21 protein-coding genes are annotated in these 21,598 nt (G+C 70.5%); 13 read left to right on the top strand and 8 right to left on the bottom strand.

The genetic code is table 11. The annotated features are described in order from the left end of the window. Window positions 1-40: 40 nt before the first annotated feature. On the bottom strand, window positions 41-1,117 hold the full coding sequence (gene phnD, locus H2041_RS17390; protein ID WP_293414873.1) for a phosphate/phosphite/phosphonate ABC transporter substrate-binding protein: 1,077 nt from the start codon (window positions 1,115-1,117) through the stop codon (window positions 41-43). Then, complete coding sequence (phnC, locus tag H2041_RS17395; protein WP_293414875.1) at window positions 1,114-1,908, bottom strand: phosphonate ABC transporter ATP-binding protein; 795 nt, start codon at window positions 1,906-1,908, stop codon at window positions 1,114-1,116. Before phnC ends, phnD begins: the two co-directional genes overlap by 4 nt. A gap of 252 nt (window positions 1,909-2,160) precedes the next feature. Here phnC and H2041_RS17400 point away from each other — a divergent pair, with 252 nt between their 5' ends. The 6 genes from H2041_RS17400 to H2041_RS17425 all read left to right on the top strand — a co-directional run bounded on the left by H2041_RS17400 (window position 2,161) and on the right by H2041_RS17425 (window position 8,959). Further along, entirely contained in the window at window positions 2,161-3,417 is a 1,257-nt protein-coding gene (locus tag H2041_RS17400) for a type III PLP-dependent enzyme (protein WP_293414877.1), read from the top strand. A gap of 103 nt (window positions 3,418-3,520) precedes the next feature. After that, window positions 3,521-4,579 carry a deoxyhypusine synthase gene (locus H2041_RS17405; protein WP_293414879.1) on the top strand — a complete coding sequence of 353 codons (1,059 nt, stop codon included), beginning with the start codon at window positions 3,521-3,523 and terminating at the stop codon, window positions 4,577-4,579. Window positions 4,580-4,671: 92 nt separating this feature from the next. Next, window positions 4,672-5,457, top strand: a complete 786-nt coding sequence (locus H2041_RS17410; protein ID WP_293414881.1) for a phosphatase PAP2 family protein — start codon at window positions 4,672-4,674, stop codon at window positions 5,455-5,457. Window positions 5,458-5,504: 47 nt separating this feature from the next. Continuing rightward, window positions 5,505-5,948 (top strand): DUF983 domain-containing protein, encoded by a 444-nt coding sequence (locus tag H2041_RS17415; RefSeq protein WP_293414883.1) that lies wholly within the window; start codon window positions 5,505-5,507, stop codon window positions 5,946-5,948. Window positions 5,949-6,047: 99 nt separating this feature from the next. Next, window positions 6,048-7,988, top strand: a complete 1,941-nt coding sequence (gene acs, locus H2041_RS17420) for an acetate--CoA ligase (protein ID WP_293414885.1) — start codon at window positions 6,048-6,050, stop codon at window positions 7,986-7,988. Next, window positions 7,985-8,959: a small ribosomal subunit Rsm22 family protein gene (locus H2041_RS17425; RefSeq protein ID WP_293414887.1), complete on the top strand. Its 975-nt coding sequence runs from the start codon at window positions 7,985-7,987 to the stop codon at window positions 8,957-8,959. The genes acs and H2041_RS17425 overlap by 4 nt, the downstream gene beginning before the upstream one ends. 17 nt (window positions 8,960-8,976) lie before the next feature. On the opposite strand, the gene H2041_RS17430 is transcribed toward H2041_RS17425, so the two are convergent. Continuing rightward, on the bottom strand, window positions 8,977-9,855 hold the full coding sequence (locus H2041_RS17430; RefSeq protein WP_293414889.1) for an aminoglycoside phosphotransferase family protein: 879 nt from the start codon (window positions 9,853-9,855) through the stop codon (window positions 8,977-8,979). Window positions 9,856-9,957: 102 nt separating this feature from the next. On the opposite strand from H2041_RS17430, the gene H2041_RS17435 reads away from it, so the two are divergent. Beyond that, window positions 9,958-10,941: an NADP-dependent oxidoreductase gene (locus tag H2041_RS17435; protein ID WP_293414891.1), complete on the top strand. Its 984-nt coding sequence runs from the start codon at window positions 9,958-9,960 to the stop codon at window positions 10,939-10,941. A 174-nt stretch (window positions 10,942-11,115) separates the two neighbouring features. On the opposite strand, the gene H2041_RS17440 is transcribed toward H2041_RS17435, so the two are convergent. Beyond that, on the bottom strand, window positions 11,116-12,594 hold the full coding sequence (locus H2041_RS17440; protein WP_293414893.1) for an AMP-binding protein: 1,479 nt from the start codon (window positions 12,592-12,594) through the stop codon (window positions 11,116-11,118). A 192-nt stretch (window positions 12,595-12,786) separates the two neighbouring features. On the opposite strand from H2041_RS17440, the gene rraA reads away from it, so the two are divergent. After that, window positions 12,787-13,260: a ribonuclease E activity regulator RraA gene (rraA, locus tag H2041_RS17445; RefSeq protein WP_293414895.1), complete on the top strand. Its 474-nt coding sequence runs from the start codon at window positions 12,787-12,789 to the stop codon at window positions 13,258-13,260. Here the strand turns inward: rraA and H2041_RS17450 are convergent. The 3 genes from H2041_RS17450 to acnA all read right to left on the bottom strand — a co-directional run bounded on the left by H2041_RS17450 (window position 13,257) and on the right by acnA (window position 17,608). Continuing rightward, window positions 13,257-13,607 (bottom strand): DUF2794 domain-containing protein, encoded by a 351-nt coding sequence (locus tag H2041_RS17450; protein WP_293414897.1) that lies wholly within the window; start codon window positions 13,605-13,607, stop codon window positions 13,257-13,259. The genes rraA and H2041_RS17450 overlap by 4 nt on opposite strands. A gap of 442 nt (window positions 13,608-14,049) precedes the next feature. Next, the gene (locus tag H2041_RS17455; RefSeq protein ID WP_293414899.1) at window positions 14,050-14,763 is read right to left on the bottom strand and encodes a thioredoxin family protein; all 714 of its coding nucleotides are present in this window, start codon (window positions 14,761-14,763) and stop codon (window positions 14,050-14,052) included. 157 nt (window positions 14,764-14,920) lie between these two features. Continuing rightward, window positions 14,921-17,608 carry an aconitate hydratase AcnA gene (gene acnA, locus H2041_RS17460; RefSeq protein WP_293414901.1) on the bottom strand — a complete coding sequence of 896 codons (2,688 nt, stop codon included), beginning with the start codon at window positions 17,606-17,608 and terminating at the stop codon, window positions 14,921-14,923. Window positions 17,609-17,819: 211 nt separating this feature from the next. Here acnA and ccmA point away from each other — a divergent pair, with 211 nt between their 5' ends. The 4 genes from ccmA to H2041_RS17480 all read left to right on the top strand — a co-directional run bounded on the left by ccmA (window position 17,820) and on the right by H2041_RS17480 (window position 20,606). Further along, entirely contained in the window at window positions 17,820-18,419 is a 600-nt protein-coding gene (ccmA, locus tag H2041_RS17465; RefSeq protein ID WP_293414903.1) for a heme ABC exporter ATP-binding protein CcmA, read from the top strand. Continuing rightward, on the top strand, window positions 18,416-19,081 hold the full coding sequence (gene ccmB / locus H2041_RS17470) for a heme exporter protein CcmB (protein ID WP_293414905.1): 666 nt from the start codon (window positions 18,416-18,418) through the stop codon (window positions 19,079-19,081). Before ccmA ends, ccmB begins: the two co-directional genes overlap by 4 nt. A gap of 100 nt (window positions 19,082-19,181) precedes the next feature. Next, complete coding sequence (locus tag H2041_RS17475) at window positions 19,182-19,727, top strand: Spy/CpxP family protein refolding chaperone (RefSeq protein WP_293414907.1); 546 nt, start codon at window positions 19,182-19,184, stop codon at window positions 19,725-19,727. Window positions 19,728-19,925: 198 nt separating this feature from the next. Beyond that, window positions 19,926-20,606, top strand: a complete 681-nt coding sequence (locus H2041_RS17480; RefSeq protein WP_293414909.1) for a DUF1013 domain-containing protein — start codon at window positions 19,926-19,928, stop codon at window positions 20,604-20,606. Window positions 20,607-20,676: 70 nt separating this feature from the next. Here H2041_RS17480 and H2041_RS17485 read toward each other — a convergent pair whose 3' ends face one another. Continuing rightward, a complete protein-coding gene (locus tag H2041_RS17485) occupies window positions 20,677-20,850 on the bottom strand; it encodes a DUF465 domain-containing protein (protein WP_293414911.1) in 174 nt (57 codons plus the stop codon). Between the two features lie 129 nt (window positions 20,851-20,979). On the opposite strand from H2041_RS17485, the gene H2041_RS17490 reads away from it, so the two are divergent. After that, window positions 20,980-21,594 (top strand): UbiX family flavin prenyltransferase, encoded by a 615-nt coding sequence (locus H2041_RS17490; protein ID WP_293414913.1) that lies wholly within the window; start codon window positions 20,980-20,982, stop codon window positions 21,592-21,594. The last annotated feature ends 4 nt before the right edge of the window (window positions 21,595-21,598 follow it).

The following is a 21,598-nucleotide window of genomic DNA, read 5'->3' on the forward strand; positions in this document are numbered from 1 at the left end:
GGCGCGGCGTCGGTCACGGGGGCGGGCGTCCCTTGAGGGCTCAGGGCCGGGCCGGCGCGGCGTCGCCAGGGGCCGGTTCGCCCCCGACGGCTTCGCCGGCGCGGGACTCCACCGCCTCGCGCTCGGCGACGATCCCGTCGAGCTTGGCCTGGGCGGCGGCGATGGCCGCCTGATCGCCGCTGTTGCGGGCGGCCAGCAGCTCCTCGGTGGCCTCCATCTCGCGCACGGGGATCAGGTGGGTGGCGTCGGCGGGCAGGAAGCCGCCGATGGAGATGGCCGAGAGCAGTTCGCGCTCACGCGCCGCCTCGGGCGTGTCGCCCTTGCCGTAGGTGAGGAAGAACTGGCGGATCTTCTCCTTCACCGCCGGATCGAGGTCCTTGCGCCAGACGATGGGGTCTTCCGGCAGCTTGGGCGACTCCCAGATCACCCGGACCTTGTCGGCCACGGTGGGCTGGCCGTTCTGGCGGTTCTGTTCGTCGCGCTCGCGCTGCAGGCGCAGCGCCGTGGAATTGTTGGTCGCCACGTCCAGCACGCCGTTGGCGACGGCGAAGAGGTTGGCCTGGTGGTTGGCCGCCCGCACCTGGGCGAAGCAGGTCTCGGGCTCGATGCCGCGCGGGGCGAACAGATAGGTCATGGGCGCCAGCGTGCCCGAGGTCGACTTGGCGTCGCCGATGCCGAAGTCGAGGCTCCGGTCGCACTTGAGCACGTCTTCCAGCGTCAGGTCCGAACTGGCCGGCACGATCAGGATCGAGCGGTAGCCGTCCTCGCCCGAGGGATCGAAGGTGCGGGCGAAGACCTCGGCGTCGGCCCGGCGGACCGCCTCCAGGCCCGACAGGTTGGAGAACCAGCCCACATCGGTCTGGCCAAAGCGCAGGGCCTCGATCAGGGCGGTGTAGTTGGAGCCGTAGAAGGGCTTCACCGGAATGCCGATCTCCTCCTCCATGTCCGCCAGGATCGGCTTCCAGAAGGTCTCCAGGCTGGTGGAGTTCTCCGTCGCCAGGATGGAGAAGTTGATCACGTCCGGCGTGGCGCCTTCCGTGGTGTCGGACTGCTGGCCGCAGCCGGCGAGCGCGAGCGAGGCGGCCAGGCCGGCGGCGAGGAAGCTGCGGCGGATCATTGCGGGGCTCCTTCCCAGAAGACGTCTTCGAATTCGGGGCCGTAGATGTCGATGAGCTGTTTGCGGGTCAGGCCCTGGGCCGGGCCGTCATAGACGACCTTGCCGGCCTTCAGCGCCACCACCCGGTCGCAGTAGCGCAGGGCGTAGTCCACCTGGTGCAGGGTGACGATCAGGGTCAGCCCGTCGGTGCGGTTGAGGTCGCGCAGGATCTCCATGACCCGGCGCGCCGAGACGGGGTCGAGGGAGGCGACCGGTTCGTCGGCCAGGATGATCTTGGCCTTCTGGACGAGCGCGCGGGCGATGGCGCCGCGCTGCTGCTGGCCGCCGGAGAGGGTGCCCGCCCGCTGGCCGGCGTATTCGGCCACGCCCACCCGGGCGAGCGCGGCCATGGCCGCCTGCTTGGTTTCCGCCGGCCACAGGCCGAGCAGGCCGCGCAGGAAGCCGATGCGGCCCAGCGAGCCGAGGGCGACATTGGTGAACAGGGTCAGGCGGCCCACCAGGTTGAACTGCTGGAAGATCATGCCGACGCGGATGCGCGTCTTGCGCACGTTGCGGTCCACCCGGCCCTCGGCCTGCACCTGGCCGCCGAACGCGTCGATGCGGCCCGGCCCCCTGTCGATGGGGGCGAGACCGCTGATGGCGCGAAGAAGAGTCGACTTGCCCGAGCCCGAGGGGCCGATCAGGGCGATCATCTCGCCGCGCGCCACATCCAGGGAGACGGTGTCCAGCGCCCGGCGGGACCCGAAACTCTTGGACACTTGGCGCACCGACAGGACGGCGGCGTCAGTCATCGATGGCGGCCTATCCCCAGGCGTACGAAAGCGGGACTCATGTCAGGCGACTGTTCGCCGAGCCCCGCGACCGTTTCATGACACGGCCCAGGCCCGGGGGTCCAGCCTCGCGGCCTGCGCCGAAAAGTCTTGGCCGGCCGGGGTTTACATCGGGAGCATATGCCACTATCTCGCAGCGCTCCGGCGGACCCCGTTGTCCTAAGCGCTGCTAACGCCGGATTGGGTTCAACAATCTGTTGGGGGTTGCGTGAGGTGCATACGTACCATACGCCCCTGGACCTGGTCCGTGAGCGGTCACCGGAGCGTCCTGTCGCATTTGCGCGACCGGGCGCCGTGGCCCTAGCGGCCCGCTGGTTCCAGGAAAATTTCAAAGGCGACGTCTTCTACGCCGTGAAGGCCAATCCTTCGCCGTGGGTCCTCGAAACCCTCGCGGCGAACGGCGTGCGGTCCTTCGACGTGGCGAGCCTGCCCGAGGTCGAGCTGGTCTCCCAGCTCGTGCCGGGCGCGCGCATGGCCTTCATGCACCCGGTGAAGAGCCGCCGGGCGATCTCGGCCGCCTATTTCGATCACGGCGTGCGGACCTTCGCCCTCGACACCCATGAGGAGCTGGCCAAGATCCTCGACGCGACGGGTCAGGCGACCGACCTGAACCTGATCGTGCGCCTGGGCGTGGCCGCCGAGGGCGCGGCCTATTCCCTCGCCGGCAAGTTCGGGGTCGACGCCTTCGAGGCGCCGGAGCTGCTGCTGGCGGCGCGCCGCGCCACCAACGAGCTGATGGGCGTCTCCTTCCACGTGGGCAGCCAGTGCATGCGGCCGACCGCCTTCCAGGCGGCGATGACGCAGGCCTCCCGCGCGCTCGTCCGCGCCGGCGTCTTCGCCGACGTGGTGGATGTCGGCGGCGGCTTCCCGTCCATCTATCCGGGCATGATCCCGCCGTCGCTGTCGGACTACATCGCCTCCATCGACCGGGGCTTCTCCGAGATGATGGTCCACGAGACGACCGAGCTGTGGTGCGAGCCCGGCCGGGCGCTCGTCGCGGAATCCTCCTCCGTTCTGACCACGGTGGAGCTGCGCAAGGGCGACGCCCTCTATCTGAACGACGGCTCCTACGGCAGCCTGTTCGACGCCACCCACACCAAGTGGCCCTTCCCGGTGAAGCTGATCCGCCGCGAGGCGGACGGCGCGACCCGCGAGGTCGAAGGCCCGCTGAAGCCCTACCGCTTCTACGGCCCGACCTGCGACTCCCTCGACCACATGCCAGGTCCCTTCTGGCTGCCCGAGGACGTGCGCGAAGGCGACTATGTCGAGATCGGCATGCTGGGCGCCTACGGCGTGGCGATGAACACCCGCTTCAACGGCTTCGGCGACACCGAGACCGTGGTGGTCAATGACCCGCCCATGGCCTCGCTGTTCGGCCTGGCCCCGCGGTCGATCCCCCTGCCGCGGCCGGAAAGCCAGAACGTCGTCAAGCTGTCGCGCGCCCGCGGCAAGAAACGCCGCAGGCGCTAGGCGCGTTCACCCGCGTGACCCCTCAAGGCGCGGCCGGTCGCTCCGTCCCGGCCGCGTCCCTTCACCTATTGGACGGGCGCTCAAGCTCTAGGGATTTCAGAGAATGAACGCTGCCCCGCAGTCCAATCGCAAGGCCGAGCTGCTCTCGACCACCGTCGAGCACGTGGCCATCGACCAGTACGACGCCCGTCCGATCATCGACGCCATGCGTCAGATGAGCTTCACCAGCCGCGACACCGCGCGCGCGGCCGACATCTTCTCCATGGCGCTGGAAGATCCCGGCTGCTCCACCTGGCTGACGCTGGCCGGCTCGACCAGCGCCGGCGGCTGCATGCACATCTACCGCGACATGGTGAAGTACGGCCTGATCGACGCCATCGTCTCGACCGGCGCCTCCATCGTCGACATGGATTTCTTCGAAGCCCTGGGCTTCAAGCACTACCAGGCCAAGGACCAGGTCGACGACCGCGACCTGCGCGCCCTCTATATCGACCGCATCTACGACACCTATATCGACGAGGAAGACCTGCAGACCTGCGACGCCACGATCAAGGAGATCGCGGATTCGCTGGAGCCGCGGCCCTATTCCTCGCGCGAGTTCATCTACGAGATGGGCAAGTGGCTGGCCGCCGGGAACGCCAAGAAGCCCGACAGCCTGATCGAGGTGGCCTATCGCGAGGGCGTGCCGATCTTCTGCCCGGCCTTCACCGACTCTTCGGCCGGCTTCGGCCTGGTCAAGCACCAGGTGGACCGCATGAAGGCCGGCAAGCCCTACATGACGATCGATTCCATCGCCGACTTCCGCGAGCTGACCGACATCAAGATCGCGGCGGGCACCACGGGCCTGTTCATGGTCGGCGGCGGCGTGCCGAAGAACTTCGCCCAGGACACGGTGGTCTGCGCCGAGATCCTTGGGCAGGAAGTCGACATGCACAAGTACGCCATCCAGATCACGGTGGCCGACGTGCGCGACGGCGCCTGCTCGTCCTCGACCCTTCAGGAGGCCTGCTCCTGGGGCAAGGTGGACGTCACCTGGGAACAGATGGTCTTCGCCGAGGCCACCACGGTGGTCCCGCTGATCGCCTCGGACGCCTTCCACCGCGGCGGCTGGAAGGCCCGCGAGCGCCGGCGCTGGAACAAGCTCTTCGAAAAGAAGGCCTGAGAAAGACAAGGAAGGCCCCGCTTCGGCGGGGCCTTTTTTCCTGGCCCGGGATCGCGCCATGATCGGGCCGACGGACAGACGGGGGGAACGTCATGAGATCTGCCATCGCGCTCGCGGCTGCGGCCGCGCTCAGCCTGGCCTGCGCGGCCATCGCCCAGGAACAGGCGCGGCCTTCGGGCTATCTGGACGCCCAGACCCTGCCGCGGGCCGCCGACATCCTGCCCCCGCCGCCGGCCGAGGGAACGCCGCGCGACGCCGCCGACCGCGCCGTCTTCCAGGCGACCCGCGCCCTTGAGGGCTCGCCGCGCTGGGCGCTCGCCCAGAACGACGTGCCGACCGCGCCGGCCGCCATGATGGAGAACTTCGCCTGCGCGCTGGGCGCCGACCTGTCGCCCCAGACCGCGCCGCGCCTGAACCTGCTGATGTCCAAGGTCGGCCTGCAGCTCGGCGCCCAGGTGGCGGCGGTGAAGGACGTCTTCAAGCGGCCCCGCCCCTATCTGCGCGACGCGGGCGCCATCTGCGTCGACCGCAGCCGCGAGCTGGACGAAAGCCCCGACTATCCGTCCGGCCACGCCACCTGGGGCTTCGTCAACGCGCTGATCCTGGCGGAGATGGCGCCCGAGCGGTCCGCCGAGATTCTCGCCCGCGGCCGCGCCTTCGGCGAGAGCCGGGTCGTCTGCGGCGTCCATTCGCCGAGCGCGGTGGAGGCCGGCCGCACCAACGCCGCGGCCCTGGTCGCCGCCCTGCATGCCAGCCCCGACTTCCGCGCCGATTTCGAAGCCGCCCGGGCGGAGGTCGTCGCCGCCCGCGCCAGGGGGCTGGCGGACGCCGGCGCCTGCGCCGCGGAGGCCGAACTCGTGGCGAAAGCGCCCTACTGAGGGCCGCACGGTTTGCGCGCCCCGGCGATCGGGACCATATCGGGCGCATGACAAGCTACAATTCGCCTTCGAGCCTGGAAGCCGGCCTCAAGTGCCGATGCCCGCGCTGCGGCCAGGGCAAGCTGTTCGCGGGCTTCCTCGGCCTGGCGGACAAGTGCGAGGTCTGCGGCCTGGACTACGGTTTCGCCGACCCCGCCGACGGCCCGGCCTTCTTCGTCATGAGCGGCGTGGGCGTGATCGTCGTCGCCGCCTGGGCCTGGTGGGCCATCGCCGCCAACCCGCCCGTCTGGCTGCAGCTGGCCGTGGTCTTCCCCGCCGTCATCGGCGGCTGCCTGGCCACGCTCCGGCCCGTGAAGGCCTGGCTGGTGGCCGAGCAGTTCGTCCACAAGGCCGAGGAGGGCCGCATCGCCTCGCCCGGCAAGCACGGCGAAGGCGGCTTCTGCATCGACCGCCGCGCCACCTCCGACCGCCAGACCGGCGAGCAGCCGTAGGCCCGACCCTTTCGCGGCGGGATTCGTCCTGCCCGCGGCTTGCCTCGCCGCCCCGCCTCCGCATACTCCCGGCCAAAGCTTGAACAAGGGAGCAGCGCCGTGAGCGAGGTGGAGGTTTTTCCGGTCCCCGAGGCCTGGGCCAAGCGGGCGCGCATGGACGCCGCCGGCTATGAGGCCGCCTGCCGGCGGGTCGAGGAAGATCCCGAAGGCTATTGGCGGGAGGTGGCCGGCCGGCTGACCTGGTCCAAGCCCTTCACCCAGGTGAAGGACGTCTCCTTCAACCGGGACGACTTCCGCATCAGGTGGTTCGCCGACGGCGAGCTGAACGTCAGCGTCAACTGCCTGGACCGGCATCTGCCCGAGCGGGCCGACCAGACGGCCATCATCTGGGAGAGCGACGATCCGGAGGTGAGCAACGCCATCACCTATGGCGAACTGCACAAGCAGGTCTGCCGCATGGCCAATGTGCTCAAGGCCAAAGGCGTCAAGAAGGGCGACCGCGTCACCATCTACCTGCCGATGATCCCGGCTGCGGCCGTGGCCATGCTGGCCTGTTCGCGCATCGGCGCCGTCCACTCGGTGGTCTTCGGCGGCTTCTCCCCCGACAGCCTGGCCGGCCGCATCCAGGACTGCGACTCCCGCATCGTCATCACCGCCGACGAGGGCGTGCGCGGCGGCAAGACCGTGCCGCTGAAGGCCAATGTGGACCAGGCGCTGAAGTCCTGCCCGGACGTCAAAGACGTCATCGTCGTCCGCCGCACCAAGGCCGAGGTCAACATGGTGGAAGGCCGCGACGCCTTCTATTCCGACCTGAAGAAGACCGTCTCCGACGCCTGCGATCCGGAGCCGATGAACGCCGAGGATCCGCTCTTCATCCTCTACACCTCCGGCTCGACGGGGAAGCCCAAGGGCGTGCTGCACACCACCGGCGGCTATCTGACCTGGGCGTCGCACACCCACGAGCTCGTCTTCGACTACCGGCCGGGCGAGGTCTTCTGGTGCACGGCCGACGTGGGCTGGGTCACCGGCCACTCCTATGTGGTCTATGGGCCGCTCGCCAACGCCGCGACCACGGTGATGTTCGAGGGCGTGCCCACCTGGCCCGACAATTCCCGCTTCTGGCAGGTGATCGACAAGCACAAGGTGGAGATCTTCTACACCGCGCCGACGGCCATCCGCGCCCTGATGCGCGACGGCGACGAGCCGGTGAAGCGGACGAGCCGCGCCTCGCTGCGCCTGCTCGGCTCGGTGGGCGAGCCGATCAACCACGAGGCCTGGCTCTGGTACCACCGCGTGGTGGGCGAGGGCCGCTGTCCGGTGGTGGACACCTGGTGGCAGACCGAGACCGGCGCCTGCCTGATCTCGCCCCTGCCCGGGGCCACGGCGCTCAAGCCCGGCTCGGCCACCAAGCCCCTGCCGGGGGTCAAGCCGCAGCTGGTGGACGCCGAAGGCCAGGTGCTGGAGGGCGCGACCAGCGGCAATCTCTGCCTGATCGACTCCTGGCCGGGCCAGATGCGCACCGTCTATGGCGACCATGAGCGGTTCATCCAGACCTACTTCACCACCTATCCCGGGAAGTACTTCACCGGCGACGGCTGCCGCCGGGATGAGGACGGCTACTACTGGATCACCGGGCGGGTGGACGACGTCATCAACGTCTCCGGCCACCGGATCGGCACGGCCGAGATCGAGAGCGCGCTGGACGAGCACGAGGCCGTCGTCGAGGCCGCCGTGGTCGGCTTCCCGCACGACATCAAGGGCCAGGGCATCTACGCCTTCGTGACCCTGAAGGCCGACGCGACCGTGACCGACATCCTGGCCGCCGACATCAAGGGCTGGGTGCGTCGCGAGATCGGCCCCTTCGCGGCCCTGGACGCCCTGCAGTTCGCCCCGGCCCTGCCCAAGACGCGCTCGGGCAAGATCATGCGCCGCATCCTGCGCAAGATCGCCGAGAACCAGACCGACCAGCTCGGCGACACCTCCACCCTGGCCGATCCGGCGGTGGTGGACGATCTCGTCAAGAACCGCGTCCAGGTTTGACGCCCGACCTACCCGGGCGTCTGCGCGCGGCGCTGGAGGCGCGGCTGGAGGGCGTCTCCCGCCGCGACCTCGCGGCCCGGGCCGACAGGGTCTCCCGCGCCTATCGCGGCGGGGCGGGTTCGGCCGGGGTGGTTCTGGGGGCCGACGACGCGCTCGCCTATGCCCTGGCCCGCCTGCCGGCCACCTACGCCGCCGACATGGCCGTCTTCGCGGCGACGGCCGAGGCGGCGCCCGACTTCGCGCCCACGACCCTGCTGGACGCCGGCGCGGGTCCCGGCACGGCGAGCTGGGCGGCGGTCGAGACCTGGGGCTCGCTGAAGAGCGCCACCCTGCTCGATGCGAGCCCGCCCTTCCTCGCCCTCGCCCGCGAGCTTGCGGCGGCGGGCGAGGGCGTTCTCGCCGGCGCCGCCTTCCGCCAGGCGGACCTGACCGGCGCAGAGGCGCTGCCGGCCGCGGACCTCGTCGTGGCGAGCTACGCCCTGGCCGAGATCGCGCCGACCGCCCAAGGGGCCCTCATCGACCGGCTCTGGGCGGCCTGCCAGGGGCTGCTGGTCCTGGTCGAGCCGGGCACGCCGGCCGGCTATGAGCGCATCCTGGCGGCCCGTGCGCGCCTGATCGCCGCCGGCGCGACCCTGGCCGGCCCCTGCCCCCATGCGCAGGCCTGTCCGCTGACGCCGCCGGACTGGTGCCACTTCGTCCAGCGCCTGCCCCGCTCCCGCGACCACCGCATCGCCAAGGGCGCCGAGGCCCCTTTCGAGGACGAGAAGTTCATCTGGATCGCCGCCGCGCGGGCCACCGTCGCGGTGACGCCCTTCGAAGCCCGGGTGCTCAGCCCCCCGCGCCAGGCCAAGCCCGGCGTCGACCTGAAGCTGTGCGTGGAGACCGGCGCGTTGGAGCAACGCTTCGTCCCCCGCCGCGACAAGGCGGCCTATGCGCGCGCCCGCCGCCTGGACTGGGGCGACGTGATCTGAGGGGGCGGCCGCCGGCCCTACATCACCCCCAGCCGCTGCAGCCCCCGCAGGTGCAGGTCGCGTTCATGGGCGTGGACGCCCGGGGCGCCGGCGACGACGATCAGCGCCTTCCAGAGCGCCCAGGCCTGCCCCCTGAGCCAGCAGGCGTCGTCCAGGGCGAGGCGCTGGCGGAAGGTCCCGCGGGCGGTCTCATCCAGGACGGTCCAGGCGAAAGCCAGGTCGCAGGCCGGATCGCCCACCCCGCAGGTCCCGAAGTCGATCACGGCGGCCAGCCGGCCGTCCCGGACCAGCAGATTGCCCGGCGCCACGTCCCCGTGGATCCAGACCGGCGGGCGCTCCCAGCGCGTGGCGAGGGCGGCGTCCCACAGGGCCAGGGCCGCGGCGCCGTCGATCTGGTCGCGGAGGGTCGCCACCGCCGCACGGGTCTGACCGTCATAGATCGCCGGATCGCCGCCCCGGTGGAAGTTGTGCGGGCCGGCTGCGGGGCCGTCTGAGGCGTCGATGGCGTGCAGGGCCAGGAGGAAGCCGGCCAGGTCCTGGGCGAGCCGCGCATGGTCGAGGTCTTCGGCGGCGGCGACCGTTTCCCCCTCGATCCAGGCGCAGATCGACCAGGGGAAGGGATAGCCCTGGCCCGGCGCCCCCACCGCGACCGGCGCCGGGATCGGCAGGGGCAGGCCCGGCGCCAGTCGGGGGAGCCAGGTTTGCTCCTTCTCCACCTGGGCGATGTAGTGGGCCGCGGCCGGCATGCGGACCAGCAGATCGGCGCCCAGGCGGAAGGTGCGGTTGTCCCAGCCCCCGGGCCGCACACGGGTCACGGGCAGGCGCGCCCACTGCGGAAACTGGTCGGCCACCAGGGCCGTCACCGTCGCCTCGTCCACCTTGACCCGGTCGGCCATCGCTTCATCCTTCCCCTGCGTCAGGGTTGAAGCCCCCGATCGGCCCGGTCCATGGTCCGCCGCATTCTTTTCGCCCATTCAGAACCACAAAGGGAGGGCCACATGCCCGTCAGCCGCGAAGTCCACCTCGTTCAGCGCCCCAGCGGCATGCCGCGCGAGGACGAATTCCAGATCGTCGAGACCAACGTCCCCGACGCGGCCGACGGCCAGGTGCTGGTCCAGAACCTCTACATGTCGGTCGACCCGGCCATGCGCCCGCGCCTGACGGCCGGCCAGGAGCTGAACGAGGCCATGATGGGCGGGGCGCTGGGCCGCGTCGTCCAGTCCAAGCACGGCGACTTCGCCGTCGGCGACCTGGTCTCCAACCGGCTGGGCTTCCGCGAGTACTTCGTCTCCGACGGCAAGGGCCTGTCGAAGCTGACGCCGGCCGAGGGCCTGCCGCTCACCGTCCACATGCACGCGCTCGGCATGACCGGCTTCACGGCCTATGGCGGCATCCTCTTCATCGGGGCGCTGAAGGAGGGCGAGCAGGTCTTCGTCTCCACCGCCGCCGGCGCGGTGGGCTCGGTCGCCGCCCAGATCGCCAAGATCAAGAACTGCTACGTGGTCGGCTCCACGGGCTCGGAGGACAAGGCCGCCTGGCTGCGCGACGAGGTCGGGCTGGACGCGGTGATCAACTACAAGACGCAAGCCATCCGCCAGGCCCTGGAAGAGGCGACGCCCAAGGGGATCGACGTCTATTTCGAGAATGTCGGCGGCGAGCACCTGGAGGCCGCCCTGCGCCGCATGAACACGCTGGGCCGCATCCCGGTCTGCGGCATGATCTCGGGCTATAACGAGGGCCAGGCGCCGGTGCGCAATCTTTCTAACATCATCTATTCGCGGGTGATGCTGCGCGGCTTCGTCGGCACGGACTTCATGCACCTGCAGCCCGACTTCCAGCGCGACATGGCCGGCTGGCTGCGCGAGGGCAAGATCAAGTACCAGGAGACGGTGATGGACGGCATCGCGTCCGCGCCCAAGGCCCTGATCGGCCTGATGGAGGGCGCCAACACCGGCAAGATGCTGGTCAAGCTGGCGGACTAGAGGGCGCCTGAGACCCCCTCAGTCGCTTCGCGACAGCTCCCCCTGGCAGGGGGAGCATCTTCGCACGGCGCTCGCCAAAACCGCTGCGCAGATCCTCCCCCTCAGCGAGGGGGAGGTGGCCCGGAGGGCCGGAGGGGGCCTGCCGCCTGCCCGCCCCCCAAGCCGCCCTCGCCCTCAGGCCGGCTCGGCCTTGAGCGCGGCGATCCGCGCCTCGCGCAGGGCCGAGCGGCGGACCTTGCCGGCGTCGTCGCGCAGGGGCTCGTCCACGAACTCGTAGGTGCGCGGCTGCTTGTAGGTGACGAGGCGCCCGGCCAGGTGGGCGCGCAGCTCGTCTTCCGTGGTCGGCCGGCTCACCTGGACGATGGCGTGGATCTTGTTGCCCAGGTCGTCGTCGGGAATGCCGATGACGGCGCAGGACTGCACGCTCTCGAACTCTTCGAGCGCCGCCTCGATCTCGGCCGGATAGACGTTGGAGCCGCCCACCAGGATCATGTCGGTGCGCCGGTCGGCCAGATAGAGATAGCCGTCCTCGTCGAACCAGCCGATGTCGCCCAGGCTTTCCCAGCCGCCGGGCAGGGTCTTGGCCGTGGCGCCGACATAGCGGTAGCTCGGCGGCGCGCCTTCCGGCCGGCGCATGTAGATCTCGCCCACCTCGCCGGGGGGCAGCGGCTTTCCGTCCTCGCTCATGGCGACCATCTCGCCCATGCGCACCTTGCCCACCGAGCCGCGATGGGCGAGCCACTCGGTCCCGGAAATGACGGTGGAGGCCTGGGCTTCGGTGCCGGCGTAGAGCTCCTGGATCACCTCGCCGCCTAGCCAGTGGATGAAGGCCTCCTTCAGCCAGGGCGGGCACGGCGCGGCCAGGTGCCAGAGGGTCTGCAGGGAGGAGAGGTCGTAACGACCCCGCGTTTCCTCGGGCAGATGCCAGATCCGGTTCATCATGGTCGGCACCATGTAGATCCAGGTGGCCTTCCATCGCTCGATCTCGGCCAGGGTCTTTTCGGGATCGAACCTCGGCATCACCACCAGGTGGGCGCCCATGTTCATGGCCGACATCATCATGCCGAAGCCGGCGTTGTGATAGAGCGGCGCCGGCAGGAGGGCGATGGAGTCCGAGCGCAGCTGCCAGCCGCCGACCTCGGGGATCTCCTTCACCGTCACGCCGGGCTGGCCCGACAGGATCAGCTTGGGCCGTCCCGTCGAACCGCCGCTGGTCGGCGCCTTGGAGACGGGCGCAATGGCGTCGGGCAGGTCGCTGTCGTCGTCGGACTTCGCCGCGATCGCCTCGACGCCCACCAGCGGCCGGTCGATGGCGTGGTCGAAGGCGGCGATGACGATCGGCGTCCGGGCCAGCTCCATGATCGCCTCGAGCTCGGCCTTCGGGAGGCGGAAGGAGACCGGCTGCGGCGTGGCGCCGATCTTCCACAGCGCCCAGCAGGCCTCGACGAAGCCGATGCTGTTGGGCAGGCCGAGGGTCACGAGGTCGCCGTGCTTCACCCCCAGGGCCTGCAGGCCGCGGGCGATGCGGTTGGTCCGGCGATGGAATTCGCCATAGGTCCGCGTCTCGTCCCCGCAGGAGACGGCGGGCGCCTCGGGCTTTTCGGCGGCGAGCTGGGCCAGGCGCGCGCCCAGCGAGATGGTCTCTTCGGCCATGCGGTCTCTTCCCTTGAAATATGAAGCCGCAGCTCGTTCGCCGTCCGCGGTCTCTATGAAATGGTATGCCGCCCAATGGCGCGGCGGCGGGCCTCAGTTTCCTCCCGCAGGCGCCGGCATGGCAAGGCCCTGGAAGATCATGCCCGCGCCCGATATGAGCGGGGCGAACGCCGCCAGCCCGAGGGAAGCCCCATGTCCGCCATCTCCACCGCCGATCTCTCCGACGCGAACGAGGGCGCGGCCCAGGTCCTGCGTCTGCAGATGCGCGACCTCGGGGGACGGCGGGCCTTCTCCGGGCCGATCCGGACGGTGCGCTGCCACGAGGACAATTCCAAGGTGAAGGCCGTGCTGGCCGCCCCGGGCGAGGGGGCCGTCCTGGTGGTCGACGGCGGCGGCTCGCTGAACTGCGCCCTGGTGGGCGACATGATCGCCGAGGGCGCGGTGAAGAACGGCTGGGCGGGCGTGGTGGTCCACGGCGCGGTGCGCGACGCGGCCGTCCTCGCCACGCTCGACCTGGGCGTCAAGGCGCTCGGGACCATGCCGCTGCGCAGCGTGCGCCGGGACCAGGGGGAGACCGACGTGATCGTCGCCTTCGGCGGCGTGATCTTCACGCCCGGCGATCGCCTGTACGCCGACGAGGACGGCGTCGTGGTGCTGCCGGCCTAGTCCACGACCTTGAAGCGGCCCTTGTCGAAGAAGCGCAGCACCTGGTCGAGTTCGTGCCCCCGGCGCAGGACCATGCCGCCCTGGCCGATGACGGCCCAGGCGCCCTGGCGCCGCGACAGCGCCGGGCGCTTCTCGATGCGGTAGAGGGGCGCTTCGGAGGCGCGGCGAAAGACGGAGAAGGCGCACGCCTCGCGGCCCGGTTCGATGGAATAGTCCCGCCACTCGCCGGCGGCGACCATGCGGCCATAGAGGCTGAGCAGGCGCTCGAACTCGCGGCGATGGAAGAAGATGGGACCGGCCTGCCGGCCCGGCGCGTGCGGATCGTTGGCGGACGGATCGATGGCCATCGCCGCGAGCGTGACTCAAACCGGCGGCGAATGCGAGGGGTGTTTGCAGCGCCGCGGCCGCGAAAAGCCCCCGCCGACACGCCGCGAAAAGACCTTATTTCGGTCCAGCGCCCGCCTGTTTGGGCTTCGATATTGAGAGCGTCGGTTGATCGGGACCACGTGGTTCCGGATCCTGAACAGCCCCCCCAGCCCCCCTGGGACTCCGGGCCTCGGTCAGCCGGCGTCATTCCCCTTCCCCTGAGAAGGCCCGCGCGGACCCCTGCCCCACTCCACCGCGCGGGCCTTTTTCGTGCGCGTTCCTCGGGACGGCTGCGGGCCCGTCGCGTCATGCTCGCCCTTGTGGCGCGCATCCCTGTCGAGGGCGGCCGCGAGCGTCACAGGGGATTCCCGGCGCAAGGCCGGGAATGACGGAAAGAAGAGTCCTGGAAAGACCCCGCACCCCTCAGGGGCGGGCGAGCATGGTCTCGCGGGGCTTGGCGCCCAGGATGCGGCCGCCCTTGGCCGCCTGGACGATGACGAGCGTCTGCAACCCGTCCTCCGGCGCCTCGGGCACCGCATAGGCCGTCGGCCGGCCGCGCCAGGCGCCCAGGCGGACGATCTGGCGCACCACGTTGCGCTGCTCCAGCGTCTGGCCCTTGTTCTCGCCCTTCCTGACCTGCACCTCGCGCGGGCGCGGATCGTAGCGCACCAGCCAGACCTCGCCGCCCCCGCGGGGTGCGGGGCCGGAACCCACGTCCACCCGGCGCGGGCCGATAAACTGGATGTCCGGCGCCGGCGGCCGGCTGCGCAGCGCCTCGTCCAGCAGCGCCTCGGCCTTGTCGGCCTCGGCGGCCGAGGTCTCCAGGGCGCCGTTGATGACGATCTGCGGCGTGTAGGGCTCGCGCAGGGAGAGCTGGTTCAGATAGGCCCGCTGCCGTTCGGCGAACTCCGGCTGGGCGAAGGTGTCGGCCCAGCCCAGATAGTCCCAGTAGTCGACCGCGAAGGTCAGCGTCACCACCCCGGGACGGTCGGCCAGTTCATTGACGAAGGCGTTGGCCTCCGCGCAGGCGGCGCAGCCCTGGGCGGTATAGACCTCGACGATCACCGGCGGCTTGGCCGCGGCGGCGGCGACCGGGGTCGCGAGCAGGCAAAGGGCGGCGAAGGCGGCGCGGATCATGCGCGCGCAATAAAGCGGACTTGCCGGCTTTGCGCGTCTCAACAACGTGTGAGCGATAAGCGACATAAGCGCCGTTTCCGAGCGTTTTCAGGGTCCCTCAATGAAAAGGGGCCGCGACGATCGCCGCGGCCCCCGTTCAACCCGCAGGTGCGGCGGCTCAGTCCTGGGCCGCCAGGTTGCGCAGCACGTAGTTCAGCACGCCGCCGTTCTTGAAGTACTCGAGCTCGGTCGGCGTATCGATGCGGCAGCGGACCGGGAAGCGGGCCACGCGGCCGTCGCCGGCGCGGTAGAGCTCGACGGTCAGCTGCTTGCGGGGCGACAGGTCCTGCAGGCCGCGGATCGAGACGATCTCCTCGCCGGTCAGGCCGAGCTTCTGCCAGCCTTCCTGGGTGAACTGCAGCGGCAGCACGCCCATGCCGACCAGGTTCGAGCGGTGGATCCGCTCGAAGCTCTCGGCGATCACCGCGCGGACGCCCAGGAGCTTGGTGCCCTTGGCCGCCCAGTCGCGCGAGGAGCCGGTGCCGTATTCCTTGCCGGCGAAGACCACCAGCGGGCGGCCTTCGGCCTGGTAGCGCATGGCCGCGTCGTAGATCGACATGACCTCGCCGGTGGGGAAGTGCTTGGTGACGCCGCCTTCGATCTCCGGGGTCAGCTTGTTGCGGATCCGGATGTTGGCGAAGGTGCCGCGCATCATGACTTCATGGTTGCCGCGGCGCGCGCCGTAGGAGTTGAACTCCGACTGCGGCACCTGATGCTCGCGCAGATACTCGCCGGCGGGCGAGGTCAGCTTGATCGAGCCGGCCGGGCTGATGTGGTCGGTGGTGATGGAGTCGCCGAAGACGCCCAGGATGCGGGCCTCGACGATGTCGGTGACCGGGGCCGGCTCCATGCCCATGCCCTCGAAGTAGGGCGGGTTCTGGACGTAGGTGGAGCCCATGTCCCAGGCGTAGGTCTGGCCGCCGGCCACCTTGATGCCCTGCCAGGCCTTGTCGCCCTTGAAGACGTCGGCGTAGCGGGTGGCGAACATCTTGTCCGTCACGTGCTTGCGCTGCAGGGCGGTGACTTCCTCGTTGGTCGGCCAGATGTCGCGCAGATAGACGGGCTGGCCGTCCTTGCCCTCGCCGATCGGGTCGTTGGCGAGGTCGATCTGCATCGAGCCGGCGAGCGCATAGGCCACCACCAGCGGCGGCGAGGCCAGGTAGTTGGCGCGCACGTCGGGGTTCACGCGGCCTTCGAAGTTGCGGTTGCCCGAGAGCACCGAGCAGGCCACCAGGTCGCCCTTCTGCACCGCCTCGGAGATCGGCTCCGGCAGCGGGCCGGAATTGCCGATGCAGGTGGTGCAGCCGTAGCCGACCAGGTTGAAGCCGAGCGCATCCAGCGACTTGGTCAGGCCCGCGCTCTTCAGATAGTCGGTGACCACCTGCGAGCCGGGGGCCAGCGAGGTCTTCACCCAGGGCTTCACCTTCAGGCCCTTCTCCACCGCCTTCTTGGCCACCAGGCCGGCGGCGATCAGGACCGAAGGGTTGGAGGTGTTGGTGCAGGAGGTGATGGCGGCGATGACCACGTCGCCGTGGCCGACGTCGAAGTTCTCACCGGCCACCGGCACGCGCTCGCCCATGGACTCGCCCTTGCCGAAGTCCTTGGCGAGCGCTTCCTTGAACTCCGCCGCGGCGTTGGTCAGCAGGACGCGGTCCTGCGGGCGCTTGGGCCCGGCGAGCGAGGGGACGACCTCGGACAGGTCGAGCTCGAGGGTGTCGGTGAACACCGGGTCCGGATCGGACTCCTCGCGCCACATGCCCTGGGCCTTGGCGTAGGCCTCGACCAGGGCGACGCGGTCGGCGTCGCGGCCGGTGGCGGCCAGATAGTCGATGGTCGCCCGGGTGATCGGGAAGAAGCCGCAGGTGGCGCCGTATTCCGGGGCCATGTTGGCGATGGTCGCCTGGTCTTCCAGGGTCATGTTCGCCAGGCCGGGGCCGTAGAATTCGACGAACTTGCCGACCACGCCCTTCTTGCGGAGCATCTGGGTGACGGTCAGCACCAGGTCGGTGGCGGTCGAGCCTTCCGGCAGCTTGCCGCTCAGCCGGAAGCCGATGACCTCGGGGATCAGCATCGGGATCGGCTGGCCGAGCATGGCGGCCTCGGCCTCGATGCCGCCGACGCCCCAGCCGAGGACCGACAGGCCGTTGACCATGGTGGTGTGGGAATCGGTGCCCACCACGGTGTCCGGATAGGCGACGGTCGAGCCGTCGATCTCGTTCGTCCAGACGGTCTGGGCGAGGTATTCCAGGTTCACCTGGTGGCAGATGCCGGTGCCGGGCGGCACGACGCGGAAGTTGTTGAACGCCGAGGAGCCCCAGCGCAGGAAGCGGTAGCGCTCGATATTGCGCTCGTACTCGCGCTCGACGTTCTCGCCGAAGGCCTTGGACGTGCCGAAGTAGTCGACCATGACAGAGTGGTCGATGACCAGGTCGACGGGGTTCAGCGGATTGATCTTCTCGGGGTTGGCGCCGAGCTTGGTCATGGCGTCGCGCATGGCGGCCAGGTCGACCACGGCGGGCACGCCGGTGAAGTCCTGCATCAGGACCCGGGCCGGGCGGAAGCTGATCTCGTGCTCCTTGGCGCCCCTGTTGTCGAGCCAGGCGGCGACGGCCTTCAGGTCGTCCTCGCCCACCGACACGCCGTCCTCGTTGCGCAGCAGGTTCTCCAGCAGAACCTTCATCGAGACGGGAAGCTTGGAAATTCCGGTCAGTCCGGCGTCTTCCGCAGCGCTCAGGCTGTAGTAGACGTAGGTCTTGTCGCCCACCGTCAGTTCGCGGCGGGTCTTCAGGCTGTCGATGGACGCCATCCTAAAGGATCCTCTCTCTGTTCACGGCCGCCCAACGACCGCCCCCGGGATCGCGCGCTCAACGGGAGGGACCCACAGCGTCCAGCCCAGCGCCGCGTACGCCCCCTCGGGTGGCGACGGCCGCGCGTGTCATAGACCCGCGCGAAAGCCTCGTCCATGACGGCGACAGGGACATTTTGCAGACGGGCCAGTTGTTCGTGAAGGTGACGGGGTGATCACCCAGGTTTCGATCCAGTCGCTGGCCCTCTCGCGCGGCGGGCGTCAGTTGTTCTCGCGACTTATTCTCAAGTTTGACCGCGGCGAGGCCGTGGCCCTGACCGGCCGCAACGGCGCGGGCAAGACGAGTCTGCTGCGCGCCGTCGCCGGCCTGATCGCGCCGGATTCCGGCGACATCGGCTTCGGCGGGCTCGATCCGGCCGAGGCGCGCGAACACATGCATCTGCTGGGTCATCTCGACGGGCTGAAGAGCGGCCGCACGGCCCGCGACGAACTTTCCTTCTGGACCCGCTTCGCCGGCGGAACCGAGGACGCGGCGGCCGCGGCCGCCGAGCGGCTGGAGCTCGCCCGCCTGCTGGACCTGGAGGTCCGCCGGCTGTCGGCGGGGCAGAAGCGGCGCCTGGCGCTCGCCCGGCTGCTCGCCGCGCCGCGGCCGCTCTGGCTGCTGGACGAGCCGCTCAGCCCGCTGGACGCCGAATGGCGGGCCCGCTTCGGCGAGATCATGGGCGAACACCTGGCCGGCGGCGGCCTGATCCTGGCCGCCGTCCACGATCCCCTGCCGATTCCGGCCCGCGGCGTGGAGATCGGCCGATGAGCCGGCTCTCCGTCCTGCTCGCCCGCGAGACCGCGCTCGCCTGGGGCCGCGGCGGCGGCCCCCTGGTGGCGGTGGGCTTCTACGCCGGCGTCGCCACCCTCCTGCCGCTCGCCGTGGGTTCGGAGCCCGAGCGGCTGGCCGCCGTCGCGCCCGGCGCGGCCTGGGTGGCCCTGGCGCTGGCCGCGCTCCTGTCGCTGGACCGCCTGTTCGAGCGCGACTTCGAGGACGGGGCGCTCGACCTGCTCACCCTGTCCGCGGTCCCGCTGGAGCTCGTCTGCGCCGCCAAGTGCCTGGCCCAGTGGCTGGCCACGGGCCTGCCCCTGGCGCTCGCCGCGCCGCTGGCGGCCATCGCGCTCGGGGCGGAGCCCCGCCTCGCCCCGCTGGTCCTGGCCTGCGCGGCGCTTGGCGGCCTCGCCTTTTCCTTCACCGGCGGCATCGGGGCGGCGCTCAGCCTCGGCGCACGCCGCGGCGGCCTGCTGACGGCGGTGATCGTCCTGCCTCTCTTCGTGCCGCCGGTCATCTTCGGCGGCGGCGCCCTGGCGGCTTTCGCCGGCGGCCTGCCCTGGAGCGCAGGCTTCGCCCTGCTCGGCGCCTACGCCGCCGCCGCCGCCGCCCTCGGCCCGCTGGCCATGGCCGCGGCCTGCCGCAACGCGCTGTCCTGAGGCTTCCCGTTCGCGCCCCAGGGTCGGGACCGCGACGGAATCCCCGGGCTCCCGCGTGCAAGGTCTCGAGAGGGGCGACATGCAATCGAGGAAGACCCTGATGAGAACCTTCAAGACCTTCGCCGCCGCCGGCGGCGCCGTCGCGATCCTGGCGCTGGGCGCCGCCGCCCAGGCCCAGCAGCCGCCCGCCCCGGGGGGCCAGCGCCCGCCCATGGAAGGTCGCCAGCGCCCGGATCCGGCCGAGATGGGCGCCCACATGGCCGAGCGCATGACCGCCGTCCTGCAGCTCACCCCGCAGCAGAAGCCGGCCCTGGACGCCTTCCTCGCGGCCATGGCCCCGCCGGAAGGCGCCCGCCAGGACCGCCGGAAGGACATGGCCGAGATGCGCGGCATGACCACGCCCCAGCGGCTGGACGCCATGGCCGCCCGCATGGCCGAGCGCCAGCAGGCCTTCGCCCGCCGCGCCGAGGCGACCAAGCGCTTCTACGCCCAGCTGACGCCCGCCCAGCAGAAGGCCTTCGACGCCCTCGGCCCCATGGGCCGCGGCATGGGACCGGGCATGGGGCCGGGCAAGGGCCCCGGCATGGGTCACGGCGGGATGGGCCACGGCGGCATGGGCCCGGGCGGCCACAGCCGCGGACGGTAGGCGCCGCCGCGCCGGGGCGCGGCCGAGGGCTCTCCTTCCAGGAGGAGGGCCGCCCGCGGGCGCCGGCGCCTCGGATCACCAGGACGTGCAGGCGCACCTTTGGCGCGAAGCATTCCCTTTTCCGCAGAACGCGCCTATACGGAATATCGAACACCGCCCGGCCGAAAGGCCGGGCGCCGTCGTTTCTGGAGTACGGCCATGACCGACATCTTGATGCCCAAGGCGACCGCCGTCTGGCTGGTCGACAACACCTCGCTCACCTTCGAGCAGATCGCCGACTTCTGCGGCCTCCATCCGCTGGAGGTCCGGGGCATCGCCGACGGCGAGGTGGCGCGCGACATCCGCGGCGCCGATCCCATCGCCAACGGCCAGCTCTCGCGCGAGGAGCTGGACGCCGCGCAGAAGAACGCCGCCTATCGCATGAAGGCCCAGAAGAGCCGCCATGCGGAGCTGCTGAAGCCGACCAAGAAGGCGCCGCGCTACACGCCCGTGTCGCGCCGCCAGGACCGGCCGGACGCCATCGCCTGGTTCCTGCGCAACCACCCGGAGGTGCCGGACAGCCAGATCGCGCGCCTCCTGGGCACGACCAAGGCGACGATCGACCAGATCCGCAACCGCACCCACTGGAATTCGGCCAACATCAAGCCGGTCGACCCGGTGACCCTGGGTCTCGCCAGCCAGCTGGAGCTGGACGCCGTCGTGCGCAAGGCGGCCGAGAAGAAGGCCAAGGAAGACGACAAGCTGAAGGCCGAGGGCTTCGAAGGTCCTTCCCTTCGCCCGGCCTCCGAGACCGGCGCCTTCGTCGAGGATTCCGACCAGCCCGAGTATGAGGGCGCCGAGCACGCGCCCCAAGCCGGGGTCGAGGCCGACGAGGACTGAACGGTCCCTGGCAGGCTGCGCCGTGACGAGAAAGGCCCGCGCGTCGCGCGGGCCTTGTTCGTTTCCGGACCTAGTGGGTCGAACGCCGAAGCGTCTCCATCTCTTCCTTGAGGCGCAGCTTTCGGCGCTTCATTTCCTGGACCCGGAGATCGCTTCCAGCGGGGCTTCGCATTTCGTCCTGGATCGCCTTTTCCAGAGTCTCGTGGCGGGATCCCAGCTCGCGGATGCGGGCGTCGACGGCCATAGGTACGCCTCCTCTGTGTTATGGACCTGACAACTGAACACCCCCTACGCGGAGGTGTCAGATCAAATATGATTGCGTGATGGTTGGCCCGCGGTAACCGCCGGGCGATTGAGCGGAGGGTGGGGCGGAATGTCGCAAATCGACCGGACGCCCGGCGAGCGGCCCCGGCTGGTCATCGGACTGACGGGGGCCAGCGGCGTGGCCTACGGCCTGCGGGCGCTGGACGCCTGCCGGGATCTGGGGGTCGAGAGCCATCTGGTGATCAGCCGCTCGGCGGCCCTGACCCTTGCCCAGGAATCGGGCGCCACGGTCGCCGAGGTCAACGCCCGGGCCGATGTGGCCTATCGGGCCGGCGACGTCGGCGCGGCCATCGCCTCGGGCTCCTTTCCGACGCTCGGCATGCTCGTCGCCCCCTGCTCGGTGCGGACGATGAGCGAGATCGCCACCGGCGTGACCTCGTCCCTGCTCACCCGCGCCGCCGACGTGACGCTGAAGGAGCGCCGGCCGCTGGTGCTGATGGTGCGCGAGACGCCGCTGCACCTGGGCCACCTGCGCACGATGGTGAAGCTGGCCGAGATGGGCGCCGTCATCGCCCCGCCCCTGCCGGCCTTCTACGCCAAGCCGCTGACCATCGAGGAGATGATCGACCAGTCGGTGGGGCGCAGCCTGGACCTCTTCGGCCTCTCCTGGCGGCCGGTGAAGCGCTGGGGCCGCGACGTGGGGCCCATCCAGGGCGAGGACTGAGGCC

Origin of the sequence: Phenylobacterium sp. (assembly GCF_013911965.1) — a bacterium.
Taxonomy (GTDB): Bacteria; Pseudomonadota; Alphaproteobacteria; order Caulobacterales; family Caulobacteraceae; genus Phenylobacterium.